At 36.7% G+C, this 22,389-nt stretch carries 22 protein-coding genes and 1 other annotated feature; of the genes, 14 read left to right on the top strand and 8 right to left on the bottom strand.

The annotated features are described in order from the left end of the window. Nucleotides 1–483 precede the first annotated feature (483 nt). From rpmH to FGL66_RS09610, 6 genes are all read left to right on the top strand, one after another. Complete coding sequence (rpmH, locus tag FGL66_RS09635) at nt 484–621, top strand: 50S ribosomal protein L34 (RefSeq protein WP_000240855.1); 138 nt, start codon at nt 484–486, stop codon at nt 619–621. Nucleotides 622–827: 206 nt separating this feature from the next. Beyond that, nucleotides 828–1,175 (top strand): ribonuclease P protein component, encoded by a 348-nt coding sequence (rnpA, locus tag FGL66_RS09630; RefSeq protein ID WP_180809597.1) that lies wholly within the window; start codon nt 828–830, stop codon nt 1,173–1,175. A gap of 148 nt (nt 1,176–1,323) precedes the next feature. After that, the gene (gene mnmE / locus FGL66_RS09625; protein WP_180809596.1) at nt 1,324–2,706 is read left to right on the top strand and encodes a tRNA uridine-5-carboxymethylaminomethyl(34) synthesis GTPase MnmE; all 1,383 of its coding nucleotides are present in this window, start codon (nt 1,324–1,326) and stop codon (nt 2,704–2,706) included. Between the two features lie 18 nt (nt 2,707–2,724). After that, nucleotides 2,725–4,599, top strand: a complete 1,875-nt coding sequence (gene mnmG / locus FGL66_RS09620; protein WP_180809595.1) for a tRNA uridine-5-carboxymethylaminomethyl(34) synthesis enzyme MnmG — start codon at nt 2,725–2,727, stop codon at nt 4,597–4,599. Beyond that, nucleotides 4,600–5,319, top strand: a complete 720-nt coding sequence (gene rsmG, locus FGL66_RS09615) for a 16S rRNA (guanine(527)-N(7))-methyltransferase RsmG (protein ID WP_180809594.1) — start codon at nt 4,600–4,602, stop codon at nt 5,317–5,319. Between the two features lie 37 nt (nt 5,320–5,356). Next, nucleotides 5,357–6,217, top strand: a complete 861-nt coding sequence (locus FGL66_RS09610) for a ParB/RepB/Spo0J family partition protein (protein ID WP_180809593.1) — start codon at nt 5,357–5,359, stop codon at nt 6,215–6,217. 79 nt (nt 6,218–6,296) lie between these two features. On the opposite strand, the gene FGL66_RS09605 is transcribed toward FGL66_RS09610, so the two are convergent. Genes FGL66_RS09605 through FGL66_RS09585 form a run of 5 tightly spaced genes read right to left on the bottom strand, consistent with a single transcriptional unit; the run spans nt 6,297 to nt 13,371 of the window. After that, the gene (locus FGL66_RS09605) at nt 6,297–7,043 is read right to left on the bottom strand and encodes a cyclase family protein (RefSeq protein WP_180809592.1); all 747 of its coding nucleotides are present in this window, start codon (nt 7,041–7,043) and stop codon (nt 6,297–6,299) included. 32 nt (nt 7,044–7,075) lie between these two features. Next, on the bottom strand, nt 7,076–9,304 hold the full coding sequence (gene metE, locus FGL66_RS09600; protein ID WP_180809591.1) for a 5-methyltetrahydropteroyltriglutamate--homocysteine S-methyltransferase: 2,229 nt from the start codon (nt 9,302–9,304) through the stop codon (nt 7,076–7,078). Then, complete coding sequence (locus FGL66_RS09595) at nt 9,301–11,142, bottom strand: bifunctional homocysteine S-methyltransferase/methylenetetrahydrofolate reductase (protein WP_180809590.1); 1,842 nt, start codon at nt 11,140–11,142, stop codon at nt 9,301–9,303. The genes metE and FGL66_RS09595 overlap by 4 nt, the downstream gene beginning before the upstream one ends. Continuing rightward, complete coding sequence (metC, locus tag FGL66_RS09590) at nt 11,096–12,271, bottom strand: cystathionine beta-lyase MetC (RefSeq protein ID WP_180809589.1); 1,176 nt, start codon at nt 12,269–12,271, stop codon at nt 11,096–11,098. The genes FGL66_RS09595 and metC overlap by 47 nt, the downstream gene beginning before the upstream one ends. Beyond that, nucleotides 12,268–13,371 carry a PLP-dependent transferase gene (locus FGL66_RS09585; RefSeq protein ID WP_180809588.1) on the bottom strand — a complete coding sequence of 368 codons (1,104 nt, stop codon included), beginning with the start codon at nt 13,369–13,371 and terminating at the stop codon, nt 12,268–12,270. Before FGL66_RS09585 ends, metC begins: the two co-directional genes overlap by 4 nt. Before the next feature lie 64 nt (nt 13,372–13,435). Beyond that, nucleotides 13,436–13,756, bottom strand: a binding site (T-box leader). Between the two features lie 185 nt (nt 13,757–13,941). Here FGL66_RS09585 and FGL66_RS09580 point away from each other — a divergent pair. The 8 genes from FGL66_RS09580 to FGL66_RS09545 all read left to right on the top strand — a co-directional run bounded on the left by FGL66_RS09580 (nt 13,942) and on the right by FGL66_RS09545 (nt 19,668). After that, a complete protein-coding gene (locus FGL66_RS09580) occupies nt 13,942–14,766 on the top strand; it encodes a ParB/RepB/Spo0J family partition protein (protein ID WP_180809587.1) in 825 nt (274 codons plus the stop codon). 37 nt (nt 14,767–14,803) lie between these two features. Further along, nucleotides 14,804–15,691 carry a mechanosensitive ion channel family protein gene (locus tag FGL66_RS09575; protein WP_180809586.1) on the top strand — a complete coding sequence of 296 codons (888 nt, stop codon included), beginning with the start codon at nt 14,804–14,806 and terminating at the stop codon, nt 15,689–15,691. Nucleotides 15,692–15,711: 20 nt separating this feature from the next. Further along, nucleotides 15,712–15,924 (top strand): DUF951 domain-containing protein, encoded by a 213-nt coding sequence (locus FGL66_RS09570; RefSeq protein ID WP_180809585.1) that lies wholly within the window; start codon nt 15,712–15,714, stop codon nt 15,922–15,924. After that, entirely contained in the window at nt 15,924–17,021 is a 1,098-nt protein-coding gene (ychF, locus tag FGL66_RS09565; RefSeq protein WP_180809584.1) for a redox-regulated ATPase YchF, read from the top strand. Before FGL66_RS09570 ends, ychF begins: the two co-directional genes overlap by 1 nt. Before the next feature lie 226 nt (nt 17,022–17,247). After that, nucleotides 17,248–17,544: a 30S ribosomal protein S6 gene (gene rpsF / locus FGL66_RS09560; protein WP_180809583.1), complete on the top strand. Its 297-nt coding sequence runs from the start codon at nt 17,248–17,250 to the stop codon at nt 17,542–17,544. A gap of 30 nt (nt 17,545–17,574) precedes the next feature. Then, entirely contained in the window at nt 17,575–18,084 is a 510-nt protein-coding gene (gene ssb / locus FGL66_RS09555; protein ID WP_180809582.1) for a single-stranded DNA-binding protein, read from the top strand. A gap of 43 nt (nt 18,085–18,127) precedes the next feature. Further along, entirely contained in the window at nt 18,128–18,370 is a 243-nt protein-coding gene (gene rpsR / locus FGL66_RS09550; RefSeq protein WP_014614919.1) for a 30S ribosomal protein S18, read from the top strand. A 122-nt stretch (nt 18,371–18,492) separates the two neighbouring features. Further along, nucleotides 18,493–19,668, top strand: a complete 1,176-nt coding sequence (locus tag FGL66_RS09545) for a M20 family metallopeptidase (protein WP_180809581.1) — start codon at nt 18,493–18,495, stop codon at nt 19,666–19,668. A gap of 118 nt (nt 19,669–19,786) precedes the next feature. Here the strand turns inward: FGL66_RS09545 and gmpC are convergent, their stop codons facing one another. The 3 genes from gmpC to FGL66_RS09530 are packed head-to-tail and all read right to left on the bottom strand — an operon-like array spanning nt 19,787 to nt 22,327. Beyond that, on the bottom strand, nt 19,787–20,629 hold the full coding sequence (gene gmpC, locus FGL66_RS09540; RefSeq protein ID WP_180809580.1) for a dipeptide ABC transporter glycylmethionine-binding lipoprotein: 843 nt from the start codon (nt 20,627–20,629) through the stop codon (nt 19,787–19,789). A 19-nt stretch (nt 20,630–20,648) separates the two neighbouring features. After that, entirely contained in the window at nt 20,649–21,308 is a 660-nt protein-coding gene (locus tag FGL66_RS09535; protein WP_180809579.1) for a methionine ABC transporter permease, read from the bottom strand. Beyond that, nucleotides 21,302–22,327, bottom strand: coding sequence for a methionine ABC transporter ATP-binding protein (locus FGL66_RS09530; RefSeq protein WP_180809578.1), 1,026 nt, complete (start codon nt 22,325–22,327; stop codon nt 21,302–21,304). The genes FGL66_RS09535 and FGL66_RS09530 overlap by 7 nt, the downstream gene beginning before the upstream one ends. Between the last annotated feature and the right edge of the window lie 62 nt (nt 22,328–22,389).

The following is a 22,389-nucleotide window of genomic DNA, read 5'->3' as shown; positions in this document are numbered from 1 at the left end:
GTTTAAATTACGCACAAAAATTTATAGAGAAATGTGTAAACAAAATATAGAATGCATAAGGGTTCTAACCACTTATCCACACAATTATACTTTTTAACATAAGGGACTGTCAAATGCTTGTAAATATGTGTTAAACCACTTTAATAACATGTGGATTAATAAAAATATCTATAGGTTAATCCCCAATAATTGTTTATAATTTACGCGCACATCCCCAAAGTTATACACAGCTCCAATAACTTCTATATAAAGTTAGGAACTAAGGAGAATTCTTTTGAGCAGTTAAAATGTTTAAATCAGTTCAGATATTAAAGATAAAAACATACTTGATTTACAGAAATGATTTTGTTATATTGTAGTAGTTGCTTGAAATGTAGACATTTCATCTGAAAGAAGTTCAATTTTTAATGCAGAAAATGAAAATAACTTATCTATGAATGATGTAATTAGATAATGGGATAAATTGAGACGGAGGTGTTTTGCATGGTAAAACGTACTTATCAACCAAATAAACGTAAACATAGTAAAGTTCATGGTTTTAGAAAACGTATGAGCACAAAAAATGGTCGTAAAGTTTTAGCGCGTCGTCGTCGTAAAGGCCGCAAAGTTTTATCAGCATAAGATCACTGACTTATTCAGTGGTCTTTTTTTTGCAAAAGTGTATGTGTTTATAAAACATAATATGAGAGACTGACAAGTATACAGTAAGTAATGAAATAATAGAGTGCTGGATTGAAGCATAGATAACAAGGAAGATCTTTTTCATAGTGCTGCTTCAAAGGATTAACGGTAGTAAGTAACAGAATGAGGAAGACGAGTGATATTTGATGGAAAAAGCATACCGTATAAAAAAGAATGCCGATTTTCAAATGATTTATAAATGTAGTAAATCAGTCGCGAATCGTCAATTTGTCGTTTATAAGTATGAAAATAAAAAACAACTACATTTTAGATTAGGTATTAGTGTATCTAAAAAATTAGGAAATGCTGTGATGCGAAACCGTATAAAAAGAAGGATTCGAGAATGTTTCAAGGTGCATAAAGAAGACTTTTTACCATATGATATTATTGTTATCGCGCGTTTTCCTGTGAAAGATATGACAACCGAAGAAATACAAAAAAGTTTGGAACATGTTTTAAAGATAGCTAAAGTCTTCAATAAAAAAATATACTAAAAGTAAGACTTCGGTTTGTCTGACATTAGACAAACCGAAGTCTAAATTATCTTTTAATTCACTGAGTTTTAAACAGTATAGTCGCAATTAAAACATAAACATTTTACAATATAACAATAACCAGTCTGAAAAGGGAGGCATAGTGCGCATGGAACAATTAGATACAATTACAAGTATATCGACACCGATGGGTGAAGGTGCCATTGGGATTGTACGTATGTCAGGACACGATGCAGTAGCTATTGCAGATAAGCTGTATAAAGGAAAACAAAAGTTAAGCGATGTTCCCACACATACAATTAACTATGGTCACATTATTGATCCAGAAACGAATGATGTTGTCGAAGAAGTTATGGTTTCTGTATTAAGGGCACCTCGTACTTTCACACGTGAAGATATTGTAGAGATTAATTGTCACGGTGGTATTTTGACAATCAATCGTGTACTTGAACTAACCATGACATATGGTGCGCGTATTGCTGAACCCGGTGAATATACGAAACGTGCCTTCTTAAATGGTCGTATTGATTTATCTCAAGCAGAGGCTGTAATGGACTTTATTCGTTCTAAGACTGACCGAGCGTCTAAAGTGGCAATGAATCAAATAGAAGGGCGTTTGAGTACACTGATTAAAGCACAACGCCAATCTATTTTAGAAATATTAGCACAGGTTGAGGTAAACATTGACTATCCAGAATATGATGATGTTGAAGAAGCAACGACAGCATTTTTACTGGAACGTTCACGTGCTATTAAAGATGAAATTCAAAAATTACTAGATACCGGTGCACAAGGTAAAATTATGAGAGAAGGCCTATCAACAGTCATTGTAGGAAAACCAAATGTAGGTAAGTCTTCTATGTTAAATAACTTAATTCAGTCTAATAAAGCTATTGTGACAGAGGTGGCAGGTACAACACGTGATGTATTGGAAGAATATGTTAACGTTCGAGGTGTACCATTGAAATTAGTTGATACAGCGGGAATACGTGAAACAGAGGATATTGTGGAACGTATTGGTGTAGAGCGCTCACGTAAAGCGTTACAAGAAGCTGATTTAATATTGTTCGTATTAAATAATAATGAAGCATTGACTTTAGAAGATCGTCAACTTTATGAAGTTATTAAAGATGAAGATGTTATTGTTATCATTAATAAGACAGATCTTGAGCGAAAGTTAGATGTTTCAGAAGTTAAAGAGATGATAGGGCATATACCATTAATAGAAACATCTATGCTTACACAACAAGGTATTGATGAGTTGGAGTTACAAATACGTGACTTATTCTTTGGTGGCTCAGTACAAAGTCAAGATATGACGTATGTGTCTAATTCGCGTCATATTTCATTACTTAAACAAGCAAAACAAGCTATTCAAGATGCGATTGATGCGGCGGATTCAGGCGTACCTATGGATATGGTTCAAATTGATTTGACACGTACATGGGAGCTTTTAGGTGAAATTATTGGTGAATCGGTAAGTGAAGAATTGATTGATCAGCTCTTTAGTCAATTCTGTCTCGGAAAATAATTTGTGGAGGAATACAAAATGCTTAAAACATATGATGTCATTGTTGTAGGTGCTGGACATTCAGGAATTGAAGCAGGTCTTGCTTCTGCACGTCGTGGTGCGCGCACGCTTATGTTAACAATAAACTTAGATAATATTGCGTTTATGCCATGTAATCCATCGGTTGGAGGACCCGCTAAAGGTATCGTTGTACGTGAAATTGATGCACTAGGCGGTCAAATGGCAAAGGCGATTGATAAAACACATATTCAAATGCGTATGTTGAATACAGGTAAAGGACCCGCTGTCCGTGCATTACGTGCTCAAGCGGATAAAGTATTATATCAACAAGAGATGAAACGTGTGCTAGAGGATAAGGATAATTTAGAAGTGATGCAAGGCATGGTAGATTCACTGATTATTGAAGACGGTGAAGTGAAAGGTGTACGCACAAATGTGGGAACAGAATATCATGCTCAAGCTGTTATCTTAACGACTGGAACATTTTTACGTGGTGAAATTATTTTAGGAAACTTGAAATATTCAAGTGGTCCTAACCATCAACTCCCATCTATTACACTTGCAGATCATTTGCGTGAGATTGGTTTTGAAGTCGTTCGTTTTAAAACAGGCACACCGCCTCGTGTTAATGCTAAAACAATTGATTATAGCAAAACAGAAATACAGCCGGGTGATGACGTTGGCCGTGCTTTTAGTTATGAAACAACAGAGTACATACTCGATCAACTCCCATGCTGGCTCACATATACCAATGGTGAAACACATAAAGTTATTGATGATAATTTACATTTGTCTGCTATGTATTCAGGTATGATTAAAGGAACAGGTCCACGTTATTGTCCATCTATTGAAGATAAATTTGTACGCTTTAATGACAAGCCTAGACATCAGCTTTTCTTAGAACCAGAAGGACGTCATACAAACGAAGTCTATGTGCAAGGCTTATCAACAAGTTTACCAGAAGCGGTACAACGTCAAATGTTAGCAACAATTCCAGGTTTGGAAAAAGCAGATATGATGCGTGCAGGGTATGCGATTGAATATGATGCCTTAGTGCCAACACAACTATGGCCAACATTGGAAACCAAAAAAATTAAAAATCTTTATACAGCGGGTCAAATTAATGGTACATCAGGTTATGAAGAAGCAGCAGGTCAAGGTTTGATGGCTGGTATTAATGCAGCAGGACGTGTACTTGGAAAAGAAGAAAAGATTTTAAGTCGTTCGGATGCTTATATCGGTGTACTGATTGATGATCTTGTTACAAAAGGAACTAATGAACCTTATCGCTTGTTAACATCACGTGCAGAATATCGTTTATTATTACGTCACGATAATGCAGATTTACGTTTAACAGATATTGGGTATGAATTGGGGTTAATCTCAGAGGAACGTTATGCGCGCTTTAATGAGAAACGCCAACAAATTAAACTTGAGTTAGAGCGTTTATCTAAAATTCGTATTAAACCAACTGAGCGTGTTCAACAAATTATTGAGCGTGAAGGGGGTTCACGTTTAAAAGATGGTATTTTAGCTCACGAATTATTGCGTCGTCCAGAAATGGATTATAATACGATAATTGAGATATTAGAAGAAACACATCAATTGCCGACAGATGTTGAAGAGCAAATTGAAATTCAAACGAAGTATGAAGGCTATATTAATAAATCATTACAACAAGTGGATAAAGTGAAGCGAATGGAGCAAAAGAAAATTCCAGAAGATCTTGATTATACGAAAATTGACAGTTTGGCATCAGAAGCACGTGAGAAATTAGCAGAAGTTAAACCATTAAATATTGCTCAAGCCTCACGTATTTCAGGTGTGAATCCTGCTGACATTTCTATTTTATTAGTGTATTTAGAACAAGGAAAGATACAAAGGGTGAAATAAATGAGTGTAGAATGGTTAGCCAATCAGCTGAGTCATCATGGAATTGAATTGTCAGATAAGCAAAAACAACAATTTGAAACGTATTATGATATGCTTGTTACGTGGAACGATAAGATAAATCTCACGAGTATTACAGAAAAGCATGAAGTTTATTTAAAGCATTTTTATGATTCTATTACACTGAGTTTTTATTGTGATTTAAGTCAACATTTAAAGCTATGTGATGTAGGAGCGGGTGCAGGGTTTCCAAGTATTCCTTTGAAGATTGTTTTTCCTGAATTACATGTAACCATTGTGGATTCACTCAATAAGCGTATTCAGTTTTTAAATCAATTGGCCAACGCGTTAGAGCTAGAAGGTGTTCATTTTGTCCATGATAGAGCCGAAACATTTGGCAAAAATTTAGACTACCGAGCGTCTTTTGATATTGTTACAGCAAGAGCTGTGGCAAGATTATCTGTGTTGAGTGAATTGTGCCTCCCCCTTGTTAAGAAGCATGGTCTTTTCCTTGCATTAAAGTCATCAAAGGGACAAGAAGAGTTAGACGATGCACGTTTTGCGATTGGTTTGTTAGGTGGACGTGTTGAGAAAGTCTTCTCCTTTGAGTTACCTGAAGGAGCCGGGGAACGTCAGATTATTGAAATTGAAAAGAGAAGTCAGACACCTAAAAAATACCCGAGAAAACCGGGAACACCGAATAAATCACCACTTTCAGAATAATATCTGATTGATTTTGAAGTGAAAGGGAGCGTAATATATGAAAAAACCCTTTTCTAAACTATTTGGGCTGAAAAATAAAGATGAACTATTAGAAGTGTCAGAGTCAGAGCGACAGGGTATTGAAAGAATTAAAATTGAACGAATTGTACCTAACCGCTATCAACCACGCCAAACATTTGATACAGCCCTTATTGAAGAATTAGCAGAATCTATTCGTACACATGGATTATTACAACCAATCGTCGTACGCCCTATAGAAGAAAATATGTACGAAATTATTGCGGGGGAGCGCCGTTTTCGTGCATTGCAAATGAATCAGATGACAGAAGTAGAAGTTTTAGTACGTCATTTAGATGATGAAGAGACTGCTGTTGTAGCACTAATTGAAAATATACAGCGAGAAAATTTATCGGCTGTTGAAGAAGCGGAAGCCTATAAAAAATTATTAGCTTTTGAAGGAATTACACAGTCAGAACTTGCGAAAAGTGTAGGTAAGAGTCAGAGCTTCATTGCAAACAAACTTCGATTATTAAAATTAACGCCTGTAGTTTTACAAGCGTTGCGAGATCATCGTATTACAGAACGTCATGGCAGAGCATTAGTTGGATTGTCTGCTGAGAGACAAGAAGAAATGTTAGAAGTGATTTTGCATCAACACCTCAATGTAAAACAGACTGAGGATAAGCTAAAAGAAGTCGTTGTACAAGACACAACGCCGGAACACTCAAGTATGTGTATACATCATGACGAAGAGATAGAGATTCAAGATATTTCAGGTGCACGTGATATTATTGCTGATAGTTTATTAGAAATACGTGCTAACGGTATTAAATATGAACAAAAAGAACAAGATTGTGATGATTACTATGAGATTAATATAAAAATTTATCGTAAATAAAAGGGGACTGCAAAAGCTTTGACAAGATAAGCTTTCGTAGTCCCGCTTATTTTTTATAGCGTTTAATATAGAATGCACTTTAAGCTGAAGGAACAATAGCAAAGCTTCTTACTGGAAAACCCGGGGCATGATCAGGTTTGGGTGCAATATTGTAAATAATCGCACCTCTTTCCGGAAGCTGGTCTAAGTTGGTTAATAGCTCGATTTGATAACAGTCTTGACTCAGTACATAACGCTCACCTATAATATCGCCATTTTTAGCAATATCGATAGATGCATCTGTATCGAATGTTTCATGGCCGATTGCTTTAATATGGCGTTTTTCTATTAAATAATGTAATGCATCTAAAGACCACCCGGGGAGATGTTGTTGACCTGCTGAATCTTTATTTTCAAATTGTGTGTGGTCGGGCCATCGTTTAGACCAATCACTACGAAAAGCGACAAAAGTATCTGCCTCGATCACGCCGTGTATGGCTTCCCACTGTTCAATATGTTCACGAGTTAGACGGAAGTCAGCATCTCTTGCAACTTCTTCAGAAAAATCTAATACGATGAGTGGCAGAACAAGTTCTTGAAGGTCAAGTTCGTGTAAATAGCGTTGATGTTCAACAAAATGAATAGGTGCATCGATATGTGTGCCATATTGTGTAACAAAGGACCATTGCTGTACGAAAAACCCATCTTTTTTAACAGTAAAAGGTGTTTCTACAATCGCCCCTTCAAATGCGGAGAAATGAGGGGAATCCGCATTGAAGGTATGTGTTAAGTCAACCCAACGTGCTGTTTTAAGTGTTTGTAATTGTAACCATAGTGGATAAGTCATCAACAACATCCTTTCATTGATAAAGTTTTAAATTAGCTATGACGTAATTTTTTTGCACTATCGACAAGAACTGTTAGTGCAGCTTTTACCTCGTCTTCTTTACGTGTTTTTAAGCCACAGTCTGGGTTGACCCAGAATAACGATCGATCGATTTGTTGAAGTGCGCGATGGATGGCTGTTGTAATTTCTGATTCGGTTGGAATACGCGGGCTATGAATATCATATACGCCAAGTCCGATACCTAAGTCATAGTTAATATCTTCAAAGTCTTGAATCAAATCACCATGGCTACGAGAGGTTTCAATTGAGATAACGTCTGCGTCAAGTTCATGAATGGCATGGATGATTTGACCAAATTGTGAATAACACATATGTGTATGAATTTGTGTGTGGTCTGCAACAGATGAGGTTGCAAGTTTAAAACTATGAACAGCTCTTCGCAAGTAATGTTCATGATACACTTTGCGTAATGGCAGACCTTCTCGTAGTGCAGGTTCGTCTACTTGAATAACTTTAATACCTGCCTTCTCAAGTGCTAAAACTTCCTCATTAATCGCAAGGGCAATTTGATCTTGAACTGTTTCACGTGGAAGATCTACACGTTCAAATGACCAATTCAGAATAGTGACTGGACCTGTTAGCATACCTTTAACCGGTTTGTCTGTTAGGCTTTGAGCGTATGTTGTTTCTTTAACTGTTAATGGTTCAGTCCATTTTACATCGCCATAGATAATAGGGGGTTTTACAGCGCGAGAACCATATGATTGTACCCATCCAAATTGAGTGACAAGAAAGCCTTGTAGTTTTTCACCAAAGAACTCAACCATGTCATTACGTTCAAATTCACCGTGTACCAAAACGTCTAAACCTATCTCTTCTTGAATGTCAATCCAGCGCTTAATTTCATTTTTTAAGAAAGTTTCATAAGCTTCATCTGAAATACGTTTGTTTTTCCAGTCTGCTCGATATTTACGTACTTCTGGTGATTGGGGGAACGATCCAATCGTCGTTGTCGGTAAATCAGGTAAATTGAGCCGTTTTTGTTGTGCAATCTTTCGCTCTGCAAATACAGAGGTACGTTCAGAACGTATACGATCAAAATCATACGTCAAGTTCTTGAAGTCCTGTTGTTGGAAACGTGCATAGCGTTGTGCAAATGTATCAAACTTCGTAGTATCGTTATGATTGAATAGACGTTTTAAAGCATCTAGTTCATCTAACTTTTCAGTTGCAAAGCTGAGACCATCGCGAATATCTGTGTCTAATGATTCATCATCTAATGAGACAGGTACATGTAATAATGATGATGATGGATTAATGTAAAGGGTGTCCGTATAACCAGACAATGTATCAATTAAATGCTTTTTACTTTCAATGTCTGCTGCCCATACGTTACGACCATCAATAATACCAGCGAATAAGACTTTTGTATGATCAAAGTCTCCATTTTGAATTTGAGTTAAATTTTCTCCATTATCATGTACAAAATCAAGCCCTATACCTTTAATAGGCAGATGACTTAAAAATTTTACATTTGCACGTTCAAAATATGTTTGGATCACTAAATGTTGGTCCAGTTCTGCACCAGCAAATGCTTCATAAGCTTCCTGTGTGATGTCTTCTAAGTCTGAACCTTGATCTGTTACAAGAATAGGTTCGTCAACTTGGATGAAATTTGCACCAGCTTGAACGAGTGATTCAAACACTTCGATATAAAGTGGTAACAAAGTACGAACTTTTTCTTCAAATGATTGTGATCCACCTTTTGATAAGGCAACAAATGTAATAGGTCCAACGATAACAGGATGTGCAGGAATATTGAGAGACTTTGCATAGTTAAAGCGCTCTAATAAAGCATTTTTACTTACTTTTGGTGTGACATTATCCCATTCAGGTACGATGTAGTGATAATTTGTGTTAAACCATTTAATTAATGCACTTGCAACATGTTCTTTATTGCCACGTGCAATATCAAATAATAAATCATCATCAACTTTGCGCCCTTGGAATCGTTCAGGAATAATATTGAACAGAAGCGACGTGTCCAAAATATGATCGTAGAGTGAAAAATCTCCAACAGGTACACTGTCTAGTTGATGGTTTTTTTGTAATAATAAGTTTTCTCGATGTAAATCTTGTAGTGTGTCATCAAGTTCTGTTTTAGTTAATTTACCATTCCAATAGCCTTCGATTGCTTTTTTCCATTCACGTTTACGTCCTAATCTTGGGAATCCTAAGTTTGTTGTTTTAATTGTTGTCATAATAAAACCTCCTGATTATTGTCAGTAATTGTTTTTGAATATTTTGCGAGTTCCAATGAGTAATCTACACGTTCAAATGGTGTAATAAGATAAAGACCATTAAAGTATTGATGAACTTTATCAATAAGTGATTTGCACAGTGAGAGACTGAGGTTATAGGTTGCTACTCTATCGTTTTTAACAGCTTCAAACTGTGCGAGTACATCATCAGACATTTTGATGCCCGGTACTTCGTTATGTAAGAATAAAGCATTTTTGTAGCTTGTAATGGGCATGATACCTATAAATATAGGAACGTCGAGATGTTTTGTTGCTTCATAAATTTCAATAATTTTTTCTTGAGTAAATACAGGTTGTGTAATGAAATAATGCATACCGCTCTCTATTTTAGTTTCCATTTTACGAACAGCGGCTTTAATATTACGAACATGAGGATCAAAGCCACCTGCGATGTTAAAATGTGTTTTTGTTTTTAGCGCATCGCCATCTGTGTTAATGCCTTTGTTAAAACGAAGTGCAAGCTCAGTCAGTCCTTTTGAATTGACATCATATACATTAGTTGCCCCCGGTAGGTGACCGACTTTAGAAGGATCTCCAGTAATTGCTAATATTTCATGGATACCTAAAAGTGATAACCCTAATAGATGTGATTGCAAGCCGATTAAGTTGCGATCACGACATGTAATATGGACGAGTGGCTCGATATTGAACTGTTGCTTGATTAGACTTGCAGCTGCGATGTTAGAAACACGAACTGTTGCGAGGGAGTTATCTGCAAGTGTTACTGCATCAATACGTGCATCATCTAACGCTTTAATATTGTCGAAAAAACGTGTTGTATCAAGATGTTTAGGTGTATCAAGCTCTACAATAATAGTGGGCTGACGTCGTGCACGTTCTGCTAAAGATAAGCGATGATTTGTACGAGCTGTTGATTCAGATTTTTTATGAATGGGTATAACTTTTTTTTCTGTTATAGGTTTTAAATGGTTTACAGACTTTTTAATATGTCGAATATGTTCAGGCGTTGTGCCACAACATCCACCAATGAGTCGCACACCTTCTTGAATAAGTTGCTGTGCCGTATTACCGAAATATTCTGCATTATTACTATATTTAAACGTGTCATTATCAAGGTCTAATAAGCTCGCATTTGGATAACATGATAGGTACGCTTGTTTGGGTAATGCAATATGACTAAATGTATTTTTCATATGCAGTGGACCATGATGGCAATTTAGCCCAACAATATCAGCACCCGCAGCGATGACTTGTTGTAAAGCATCATTAATTTTTGTGCCGTCAATAAGATAATTGGTATTAGAAGCGGTCAACTGTGCAATGATAGGGATATCGTAACGAGTACGTGTTGCTTTAATCACTTTGAGTAACTCTTCTAAGTCGTAGTAAGTTTCAAATAATAGTCCATCCACACCTGATGAAATCAAGGTATCAACTTGAATTTCTGTATGATATAAAATAGCTGAAAGGGAGAGTTCTCCTTTTTTTACACCTCGAAAACCACCAACTGTACCGAGTATAAAGGTATCTTCAGTAGCCGCTCGTTTTGCAATATCTACTGCAGCCTGATGAATGGTCTTTACTTTATGTTCGAGTCCGAATTGTTTGAGCTTCTCGAAGTTAGCACCGTATGTGTTCGTTTGGATAATATCAGCACCCGCTTCGATGTATGATTTATGGATGCGCTCAACTTTTTCAGGATGTGTGAGGTTATATGCTTCAGGGCATGTATCCAATCCTTCTGAGTAAAGAATCGTCCCCATAGCACCATCAGCCACTAGAACTTTGTGCTTGAGTGTATCTAACAATCGACTCATCGAATACCTCCTTTAATGCATAATCTAAGTCTGAGATAAGGTCGTCTACACTTTCTAATCCCACGCTCAAACGAAATAGTCCGAATGTAATACCACGTTCTTCACGTATAGATTGTGGGATAGCCGCGTGTGACATCGTGTTAGGGTGAGACAAGATCGTTTCCACCCCGCCTAGACTCACGGAAACAAGTGGTATATTTAATGCATTGACGAACTGTTGTGCCTTTTTTTCATCTACTAATCGAAAGCCGAGCACTGCACCGCCATGTTGTGCCTGTTGCAAATGAACAGCATGATGTCCCGGGTAATACACTTGTGAAATAGCAGGATGATTTGAAAGAAAATGACTAATGGTTTGTGCACTTTTGACGGATTGATTAAAGCGTACAGATAAAGTTTTAAGATGTTGTGTTAATGTCCAGCTATCATAAACAGATAATCCCGTCCCCGTACCGTTTTGAATAAGGTAGAGTGCTTCAGCAATGGCATCATTATTTGTAACGACTGCACCTGCAATGACATCACTATGACCGCTTAAAAACTTTGTTGCACTATGAATGACAATATCAGCACCTAAGTCCAAGGGTTGCTGTCCGAGTGGTGTCATAAATGTATTGTCAACAGCGACTTGTATGTGATGATGACGTGCAACATTAATCACTTCATGAATATCAGTGATTTTAAACAATGGGTTAGAGGGTGTTTCGATATAAATCAGTTTTGTATTAGGACGAATCGCATTTTTGATATTTTGTGTATTTTCAGCATTGACCGTTGTAAAAGTGATATTAAATCGCGATAAAATTTGTTCAGTCAGTCGAAAGGTTCCACCATAGACATCGTCTGGCAGAATCACATGATCACCTGCTTCAAGTGTCAGGAAAACAGCCGTAATTGCTGCGATTCCAGAGTTGAAAGCAAAACCATGTTTGCCATTTTCAAGTTGTGCTAACTTTGTTTCGAGCAGTTCACGATTAGGGTTTCCGCTCCTCGCATAGTCATAAGGTGTATTGCCACCAAGTATATGTTGATGGTAAGTTGATGCATAATATAAAGGTGGGTTAGCACTTTGATAGGTTTGTCCTCTATTGCTATCATGAATGAGTTGCGTTTCTTTTGAGAGACTCATACAATCACATCCTCTCTTGATTTCGATAGCGCTTGTATTAAATCATTTTCAATATCATCATAAGATTCTATACCAATAGATAAACGTATAAGTTGTTGATCGATTCCACGTTTATCTTTTTCATCGTCAGGCATATCGACATGTGTTTGCGTGTAAGGAAATGTAATAAATGTTTCTGTTCCACCTAGACTCTCTGCAAAACGACATATTTTAATATGTTCTAGTAATGCACAGACAGCATAACCTTCCTGAAGTCTCAAACTGAGCATGCCAGTTTGTCCGCTATACAGTACATCTTTAATACCATCCAAAGTAGAACATCGTTCAGCGAGACGTTGTGCATTTTCTTGCGAGCGTTCAACACGTAAATGCAAAGTTTTTAGCCCTCGTTGTAACAAATAGCTATCAAAAGGAGAGAGTGTTGCGCCGATCATATTGTGAAGAATACTCAGTTCTTCAGCGAGAATAGAATCTTTAACTGTTACAACGCCAGCGAGTACATCATTATGCCCACCGATATATTTCGTTGCTGAATGTAATACAATATCAGCACCATCTTTAAGGGGTGTTGATAAATAAGGTGTTAGAAAGGTATTATCAATGATTGTTAAAATACGATGTTGGCGTGCAAGTGCGTAGTATGGTTCTAAATTTATTTTAATCATTAATGGATTAGAAATAGGCTCTATAAAAAATGCACGTGTTTTGGATGTAATCGCTGATTCGACTTCCTGTACATTCTCAAAGTGAACATATTTAAAACAAATGTCATATTGTTGCTCGTAATATTGAAACAAACGAAATGTCCCACCATATAAATCATAAGAAACGAGTATTTCATCTTGTGGTTTAAAAAGACTACAAATAAGTTGAATACTTGCCATGCCACTTGCTGTTGCAAATGAAGCAACCCCACCTTCAATTGCAGCAAAGGCTTCTTCAAAAGCGTTGCGTGTCGGATTTTTGGTCCGTGAATAATCATAACCGGTAGATTGACCGAGACCTTGATGTTCATAAGCGGTAGACAAATAAATCGGATTTGCAATAGCACCTGTACAATCTTTGGTGAGTGCAACTTGTGCAAGTTCTGTTGCTTTCATCGTGAATCCCTCCTCAAACAATAAAAAAGCTTCCATCCTTTATGATCCGATTAAAAATCAGATCATAAAGGACGAAAGCTTTGTTTCGCGGTACCACCTTTGTTCGTTACTTCATCACTAAAGCAACCTCTTCCAGTACGCTAGTTTGTATAGATGTACGTTTGAGAGTATGCGTATACAGTGAGGGTATATACGTGGAATTCCAGTACGCCATCTAAACAAAATGTTAATACTGTATCGCTATAACGGGCGAACCCGGTGATACCTCATATTGGCATCAACACTCCAAGGCCATTTTCAAACGTGCTTTCAATGTCTTCTCTCAGCAAATGAAGACTCTCTGTAAATGCAGGGAACGTTCTACTTTCCTTTTTACTGTGTCTTAAATATGTGTGTTTTGTTTTGGTAAATCACACTTTACACGATTAAGAAATGCTTGTCAACACATTTATCAGAAAATTTTGAGTAGGACGAATTTTGAAGTTATCTTTGAGTATACTGAAAAGCTTGTTTATATAAGACGCAACCTTTAAAATGTAATAGTAAATTTTTGAAGGGGGTGTGGCTATATTGGTGTATTCATCAAATGATAATGATGAACAAGTGAAAAAACTCGATATTGATACGATACGTCCTAATCCTTATCAACCTCGTAAAAGCTTTGATGAGGATAAGATGCGAGAGTTAAAGCAATCTATTGAGCAGCATGGCATTTTACAACCAATTGTTGTTACACCGTCAATTCAAGGCTATTATATCGTAGCAGGTGAACGGCGTTATCGAGCCAGTAAGCAAGCAGGTTTACAAAAAATCCCTGCGATTGTGAAGCCATTATCGGACCAAGAAATGCGAGAGTTGGCAATCATTGAAAATTTACAGCGAGAAAATTTAAATGCCGTAGAAGAAGCGGAGAGCTATCAACAGCTTATGGATGCATTGGATATGACACAGCAAGCAGTAGCCCAACGCCTTGGTAAATCACGCCCTTATATTGCTAATATGTTACGATTATTAAAGTTACCAGTACGTATTCGTCAACTTATAAGAGAGGGGCAGCTTTCTGGAGGGCATGGTAGAACCCTCTTAGCATTAAAAGATGAAAAAAAGATGCTAGAATACGCAACTTTAGCCGTTCGGGAGTCTTGGAGTGTACGCTATTTAGAACAGCAAGTCACAGCCACTCAGCAAAAGACTAAAACGAAAAAGCAAGTGAACAAGCCACAGCTTATTCGCCAACATGAGCAACAGTTACGTGAATATTATGGAACAGAGGTCGCGATTACTACTAAACGAAATACGGGACAAGTTACGTTCACATTTCATTCTGAACAAGATTATTATAGGCTTATGAAGTTATTAAAGAACCAGAAGAGGGATGAAAGTTTGAATGATTGAGCAAGACCTTAATTCAATATCTCAGAAAGGATAAGTTATGCAGAAGTTTGAAGCAATTATTAAAAGTATGATACAGCCTTTATTAGACCCAGAAACGTATTCCAATTTATTAACACAGCTTATTATTGTTGGAATTTACGTTATTGCTGCGTTTGTTGTAATACGCATATTAAATAAAGTGATAGAACAGTTTTTTAAAGTGAACAGTAAGGCATCACGTACTAATCGCTCTAAGCGTTCTAAGACATTGATCACACTAGTTCAAAATGTTATGAGTTATCTCGTATGGTTTATCACGCTAACGACTGTTTTGAGCAAGTTTGGAATCAGTGTTGAAAGTATTTTAGCAGGTGCCGGTGTTGTTGGTTTAGCCATTGGTTTCGGTGCTCAGACACTTGTAAAGGATATTATTACAGGATTTTTTATTATCTTTGAAAATCAATTTGATGTCGGTGATTATGTGAGTATTAAAAATAGTGGTGCGCCTATTGCTGAAGGGACAGTAAAATCAATTGGATTGCGTTCGACACGTATTTTATCTATCACAGGAGAGTTATCTACAATTCCAAATGGTACAATGAGTGAAGTTACCAATTATTCAGTAACAAATGGCGTAGCAATCATTAATATTCCAGTATCTATCAGTGAAAATCTCGAATCAGTGGAGAAAAAGATGCATCAGTTTCTAAAAACCATTCCACAAAAATATGATTTGTTTTTAGAGGCACCGGAAGTTCTAGGTGTTGATGCTGTAAATAGTTATGAAGTAAGTATTCGCATTGCTGGAGAGACATTGCCAGGAGAAAATTTTACAGGTGCGCGCATTTTACGTCGAGAGCTCAAAGATTTTCTTCAAGCTGAAGGTGTTAAAGCGCCTGCACCTACACTAGTTCAATTATATAATCAAAATAACGGACAATCATAATTGAGAGGTGGCATGATAAGGTGTCTGCAAAATATGGTTTAAATGATATAGTAGAGATGAAGAAACAACACGCATGTGGAACAAATAGATTCAAGATTATCCGTATGGGTGCCGATATTCGTATCAAATGTGAAGCGTGTCAGCGTAGTATTATGTTGCCACGCCAAACGTTTAACAAAAAAATAAAGAAAGTACTCGAATTTGCGAGTACACATGATAAGGAGAATGAATAATGGCTTTAACAGCTGGTATTGTAGGCTTGCCTAATGTTGGGAAGTCTACCCTATTTAATGCAATTACAAAAGCAGGTGCATTGGCGGCAAACTACCCATTTGCTACAATCGACCCTAACGTAGGTATCGTAGAGGTACCTGACCAACGTCTTAATAAATTAGCAGAAATTGTTAATCCTAAGAAAACTTTGCCGACGACTTTTGAATTTACTGATATAGCAGGGATTGTAAAAGGCGCTTCAAAGGGTGAAGGTCTTGGTAATAAATTTTTATCACATATCCGTGAAGTCGATGCCATTTGCCAAGTGGTACGTGCATTTGATGATGATAATGTGACTCATGTTGCTGGACGTGTAAATCCAATTGAGGATATCGAAGTAATCAATATGGAGCTTGTTTTAGCAGATCTAGAGTCTGTAGAAAAACGTCTGCCACGCATTGAAAAGATGGCACGTCAAAAAGATAAAACAGCAATGAATGAAGCACGTATTTTAGGCGTTATCAAGGAAGCTTTAGAAGACGGAAAACCTGTTCGAAGTTTAGACTTTAATGATGAAGATCAAAAATATGTAAATCAAGCCCATCTTTTAACATCTAAATCAATGTTGTATATTGCAAATGTGGGTGAAGACGAAGTGAATGATGCTGAAAATGATAAAGTAAAAGCAATTCGCGAGTATGCAGCGCAAGAAGATTCTGAAGTAATTGTTATCAGTGCCAAAATTGAAGAAGAAATTGCAACATTAGATGATGAGGATAAAGAGATGTTTTTAGAAGAACTAGGCATCGAAGAACCTGGATTAAATCGCTTAATTCGTAAAACATATGACTTATTAGGATTGGCAACATATTTTACAGCCGGTGTACAAGAAGTACGTGCATGGACGTTTAAAGAAGGTATGACAGCACCACAATGTGCAGGTATTATTCATACTGACTTTGAGAGAGGTTTTATTCGTGCGGAAGTAACAAGCTACGATGATTTTGTGAATAACAATGGTGAGCAAGGTGCAAAAGAAGCAGGAAAAATGCGTCTAGAAGGTAAAGAGTATGTTATGCAAGATGGGGATGTTGTGCATTTCCGATTCAATGTATAAAGAACATTTGAAATAAAGTATGTATTGAAAAGGATAGAAACTTTGATGGTTTAAGCGGTTTCTATTCTTTTTTGATTTTGAAGTTTCTTTTTATAAAACAATGTTAATGATTGTCAAAAAATAAGTGATGTGATACAATTTTGAAATGTGAGTAATGAAAATTATTCCTTGCTTGTTACTTTGAATGTGACAAGCCGCATAGACCACAAGGAGGTGCAATTATAAAATGAGAAAATATGAAGTAATGTACATCGTGCGTCCAAACATTGAAGAAGATGCACGCAAAGCACTTGTTGAGCGTTTTAACGGAATTTTAGCTTCTGACGGTTCTGAAGTATTAGAAACAAAGGACTGGGGTAAACGTCGCTTAGCTTATGAAATTGAAGATTTCAAAGATGGTTACTACTACATCGTACGTATCCAAACAGCGAACAATACAGCAACAGACGAATTCCAACGTTTAGCAAAAATCAATGACGATATTATCCGTTACATCGTTGTTCGTGAAGACGAAGAAAAGTAATAGAATATTAAGTAATGGGGGCCGTGAAGCATGATTAATAGAGTTGTATTAGTAGGTCGATTAACTAAAGATCCCGAATACAGAACGACACCCTCAGGCGTAAGTGTAGCGACTTTTACTCTCGCAGTGAATCGTACGTTTACGAATGCGCAAGGGGAACGCGAAGCAGATTTCATTAACTGTGTTGTTTTCCGTAAGCAAGCAGAGAACGTGAGTAATTTCTTGTTCAAAGGTAGTCTTGCTGGTGTTGATGGTCGCTTACAGTCACGCAGCTACGAAAACCAAGAAGGTCGACGTATATTCGTTACAGAAGTCGTTTGTGACAGTGTCCAATTCCTTGAACCTAAATCAGCGAATCAACGACACGCACAAAATAACTATAACCAAGGCAATGAATTCCAAAGTTATGGTCAGAACTTCGGTGGACAACAACAAGGTCAAAATTCGTCATATCAAAACAATCAGTCATCGCAAAATGACAACCCATTTGCGAATGCGAATGGACCAATTGATATTAGTGATGATGACTTACCATTTTAAGTATAAAGAACGTTAAAAATAAATAGTAAGGGAGGCACATATCATGGCAGGTGGACCAAGAAGAGGTGGTCGTCGTCGTAAAAAAGTTTGTTATTTCACAGCAAACGGTATTACACACATCGACTACAAAGACACAGAATTATTAAAACGCTTTATTTCTGAGCGTGGTAAAATTTTGCCTCGTCGTGTAACAGGCACTTCAGCTAAATATCAACGTATGTTGACAACAGCAATCAAACGTGCACGTCATATGGCATTATTACCATTCGTTAAAGACGAAGCATAATATAAAAAGCGAGTGAAAATCATAATGGTTTTCACTCGCTTTTTATATTATCTCTATATGTTTACTTATTTGATATACTAATCTTATATGTCCAATCATTCATAAGAGGAGGTACTCGATTGATGTTTCAAAATTTAATTCAACAACTTAAAGAAAAAGAAAGTCGTATGATTGAAATACGTCGTCATTTACATCAATATCCCGAATTGTCTTTCCACGAAGAAGAAACACCTCAATATATTGCAGATTTTTACAAAGGTAAAGATTGTAGAGTTGAAAGGGATATAGGACCTAATGGTTTAAAAATTACGATTGATAGTGGCAAGCCCGGGAAAACAATAGCTATACGTGCAGATTTTGATGCGTTACCTATCGAAGAAGATACAGGGTTAGATTTTACTTCCAAAAATAAAGGTGTTATGCATGCATGTGGTCATGATGCACACACAGCCTATATGTTAATTTTAGCAGAGACACTGATTGAGATGAAAACAGCATTCAACGGTAAAGTGGTTATTATACATCAACCAGCAGAAGAAGTACCGCCGGGTGGTGCGCAAGCAATGATTAAAGACGGTGTGCTAGAAGGGGTAGATCATGTTTTAGGTGTACATGTTATGAGTCATATGCCTGCAGGAAATATCTATTATTGTGAAGGGAATGCTCAGACGGGGCGTGACTTCTTTAAACTTAAAATTAAAGGTAAAGGGGGGCATGGTTCTTCGCCACATACGGCAAATGATAGTATTGTAGCAGGTTCGTATTTTGTAACATCATTACAAACAATTGTATCGAGACGTTTGAATCCATTTGAAACGGGTGTTGTTACAATAGGCTCATTTGATGGTAAAGGTCAATTCAATGTTATTAAAGATAGCGTTGTGTTAGAAGGAGATGTTCGTGCGTTAACAGATCATACAAAGCAGACCATAAAAAATGAGATTATCCAATTAACGGAAGGTTTAGAAAAGATGTATGGTGTTACATGTGAATTGGATTATACGCATGATTATCCAGCGTTATATAATGATCCAGAGTTTACAAAATTTGTTGTTGATGCAATAAAATGTGTACAAACAGATGCCATTCACGATATTCAACAATGTGAACCACAACCGCCATCAGAAGACTTTGCGTACTATGTGAAAGAAAGACCAAGTGCTTTTATTTATGCAGGTGCGGCACCAGAATGCGGAGAAGTCTATCCACATCATCATCCTAAATTTGATATTAATGAACAATCTTTACGTGTTGCAGCAGAAGCAGTAGGGATTGCTGTACTAACATATTTAAAATAAAAAAGAAATGGCAGATGGGAGGAGTCGTTAGAAAGCTACAAATATATACTTTCTGACGACTCCCAATATCTGTCATTTTTGAGTATATGCTATAAAGTTAAAAAATCTATGGCTCCTATTATTTTAAACTATCTTCAATGGCTTTAATATCATCTTGTTTTAAGTCAATCACAATTTCACCGTCTTTTGTATCAGCTTTCAAAGCGTCTTTTGCCTCATCTGAATGGTAAAGCTCTGCAATTCTTTTGTATGTTTTATTGTCTTTGTCTTTAGTATTGACAGCAATAATATTAATATAAGGTTTTGTGGCATCGCCTTTTGCATCTTCAAGAAAAATAGGATCTTTTTTCGCATCCAATCCTGCTTTACTTGCGACACCATTATTAATAATGGAAATATCTACATCGGAAAGTGCACGCGCAGTTTGTTGAGCATCCACAGCAGTAATGTCTAAATTTTTAGGGTTATTTTTAATATCTTTAACAGAACTTGATAAACCAAAATCATCGTTAAGTTCCAATAACCCGGCTTTTTCAAGAAGTTTTAAGGCACGTGCTTGATTTGAGATGTCATTAGGTATTGCGACTTTTGCACCATCTTTAAGATTTTTAATATTTTTAACTTTTTCTGAATAAATACCTAGTGGTGCAAGGACAGAAGTACGAATCGGTGTGATGTCTGTACCTTTATGTTCTTTTTTGAATGTATCTAAAAACGCAAAGTGCTGAAAAGCGTTCATATCAATATCTCCATCGTTCAGTGCTTTATTTGGTACGTTGTAATCCGAAAACTGTTTAATCTCCAAATCAATGCCTTCCTCTTTGGCAAGTTCTTTAACTTTTTCCCATGCTTTAGAGTCGTTTGAAGCAATCCCAATTGTTACTTTTTCGTTATTGCTGTTGCTACCACATGCTGCTAGAAGCAATAAAGTAGCGACGAGTAGTGTTAATAATTTTTTCATAATTATGAATCCCCCTTCATTAGTTACGACGTACTTTTCGCGCAAGTACGTTTCCAAGTGTTTGAATAAGTTGTACGATAATGACTAAAACAATAACAGTGATAAGAATAACGAGTGTATCAAAGCGCTGATAACCATAAACCAATGCCATATCTCCAATACCCCCACCGCCTACTGCACCTGCCATTGCAGTAGCACCTATTAGTCCGATAATAGCAGTTGTAATGGATAAGATAAGTGAACCCATTGCTTCTGGTAATAAAAAATAGCGAATGATTTGTACGGGTGATGCGCCCATGGCATGAGCTGCTTCTATAATCCCATCATCTACTTCAAGTAATGAGTTTTCTACAAGACGTGCAATATAAGGTGCAACGTAAACAGTCAATGGAACAATAGCAGCTGTTGTTCCGATAGAAGTCCCTACAAGTAACTTTGTAAATGGTACAATGGCGATCAGCAAGATAATGAATGGCACAGATCTTAAAATATTAATAATAGGATTCAAAGCGTGATGTATAATCGCATTAGGCCATACACCATTTTGACGTGTAACAACGAGTAAAATCCCAAGTGGAATCCCAATGAGTGATCCTATAACAAGTGAAACAGTAACCATATAAAGTGTTTGATAAAGTGCTTCGAGTAATTGTGAAGAATCAATAGATGAACCTAACATATTGTTTTCAACTCCTCGTATTGAATTTTTTGCGCCATAAAGTAGTCTTGTACAGCCTGTTGTTGAGCGGAATCACCGATAATTTGTAACCAGAGATAACCTACTGTGTCTGCTTGGATTTCTGTCATGAATGCATGAATGATGTTAATTTCAACATTAAAGTGACGAATAATATCATTGATAATTGTTTGTGAAACTTGATGATGTTCAATAAAAAGCTGATATACTTTAGCGTTTTCATGCGTTGCGACTTGATTTAAGACATATTGAGAAGGTTCGGTGTTAATCACTGTTGAAACAAAACGTTTGGCAGTAGGTGTCTTAGGATGACTAAATACATTTTTGACAGAATCTAGTTCAATAACAGCACCTTGTTCCATTACAGCAACGCGATTACATATTTTTTGGATAACACTCATCTCATGTGTAATAACAAGGATGGTAACACCAAATGTTTCATTTGTCTTTTTTAATAAATCTAGAATAGCGTCAGTTGTAGCTGGGTCAAGTGCACTTGTTGCCTCATCACATAATAAAATTTTAGGGTTGGTGACGAGCGCACGTGCAATGGCAACACGTTGTTTTTGCCCGCCAGAGAGTTCACTTGGATATTGTTGCGCCTTTCCCTCTAAGCCAACAAATTTTAACATTTCATCGACACGCTTTTTAATCTCGGATGCATTAACCTGACTGAGAATGAGTGGCATAGCAACGTTTTTAAAGACAGTTTTGGAGTTGAGGAGGTTGAAGTGTTGGAAAATCATGCCGATGTCTTTTTTTACCTTGCGTAGTGCAGTTTGTGAGTAAGTATTTAAGTGATGATCATCAACATAAATATCACCAGAAGTTTGTTGTTCAAGTTGATTAACAAGTCTGACTAAGGTACTTTTTCCAGCACCACTATAACCAATAACCCCAAAAATATCACCTTGGTTAACAGTAAAGCTCACATTGTTTAAAGCGTGGACAGTGGTATGTTTCTTTTGAAAGGTTTTACTAATATTTTTAAACTCTATCAATGGGATGCCTCCTATAATTCCGATTTGATTACTAATGATTTTATGTTAAACAAGTGGAGTCG

It is taken from the genome of Staphylococcus sp. 17KM0847 (assembly GCF_013463155.1).
Lineage (GTDB): Bacteria > Bacillota > Bacilli > Staphylococcales > Staphylococcaceae > Staphylococcus.
This window is presented reverse-complemented; position numbering and strand designations above follow the sequence as displayed.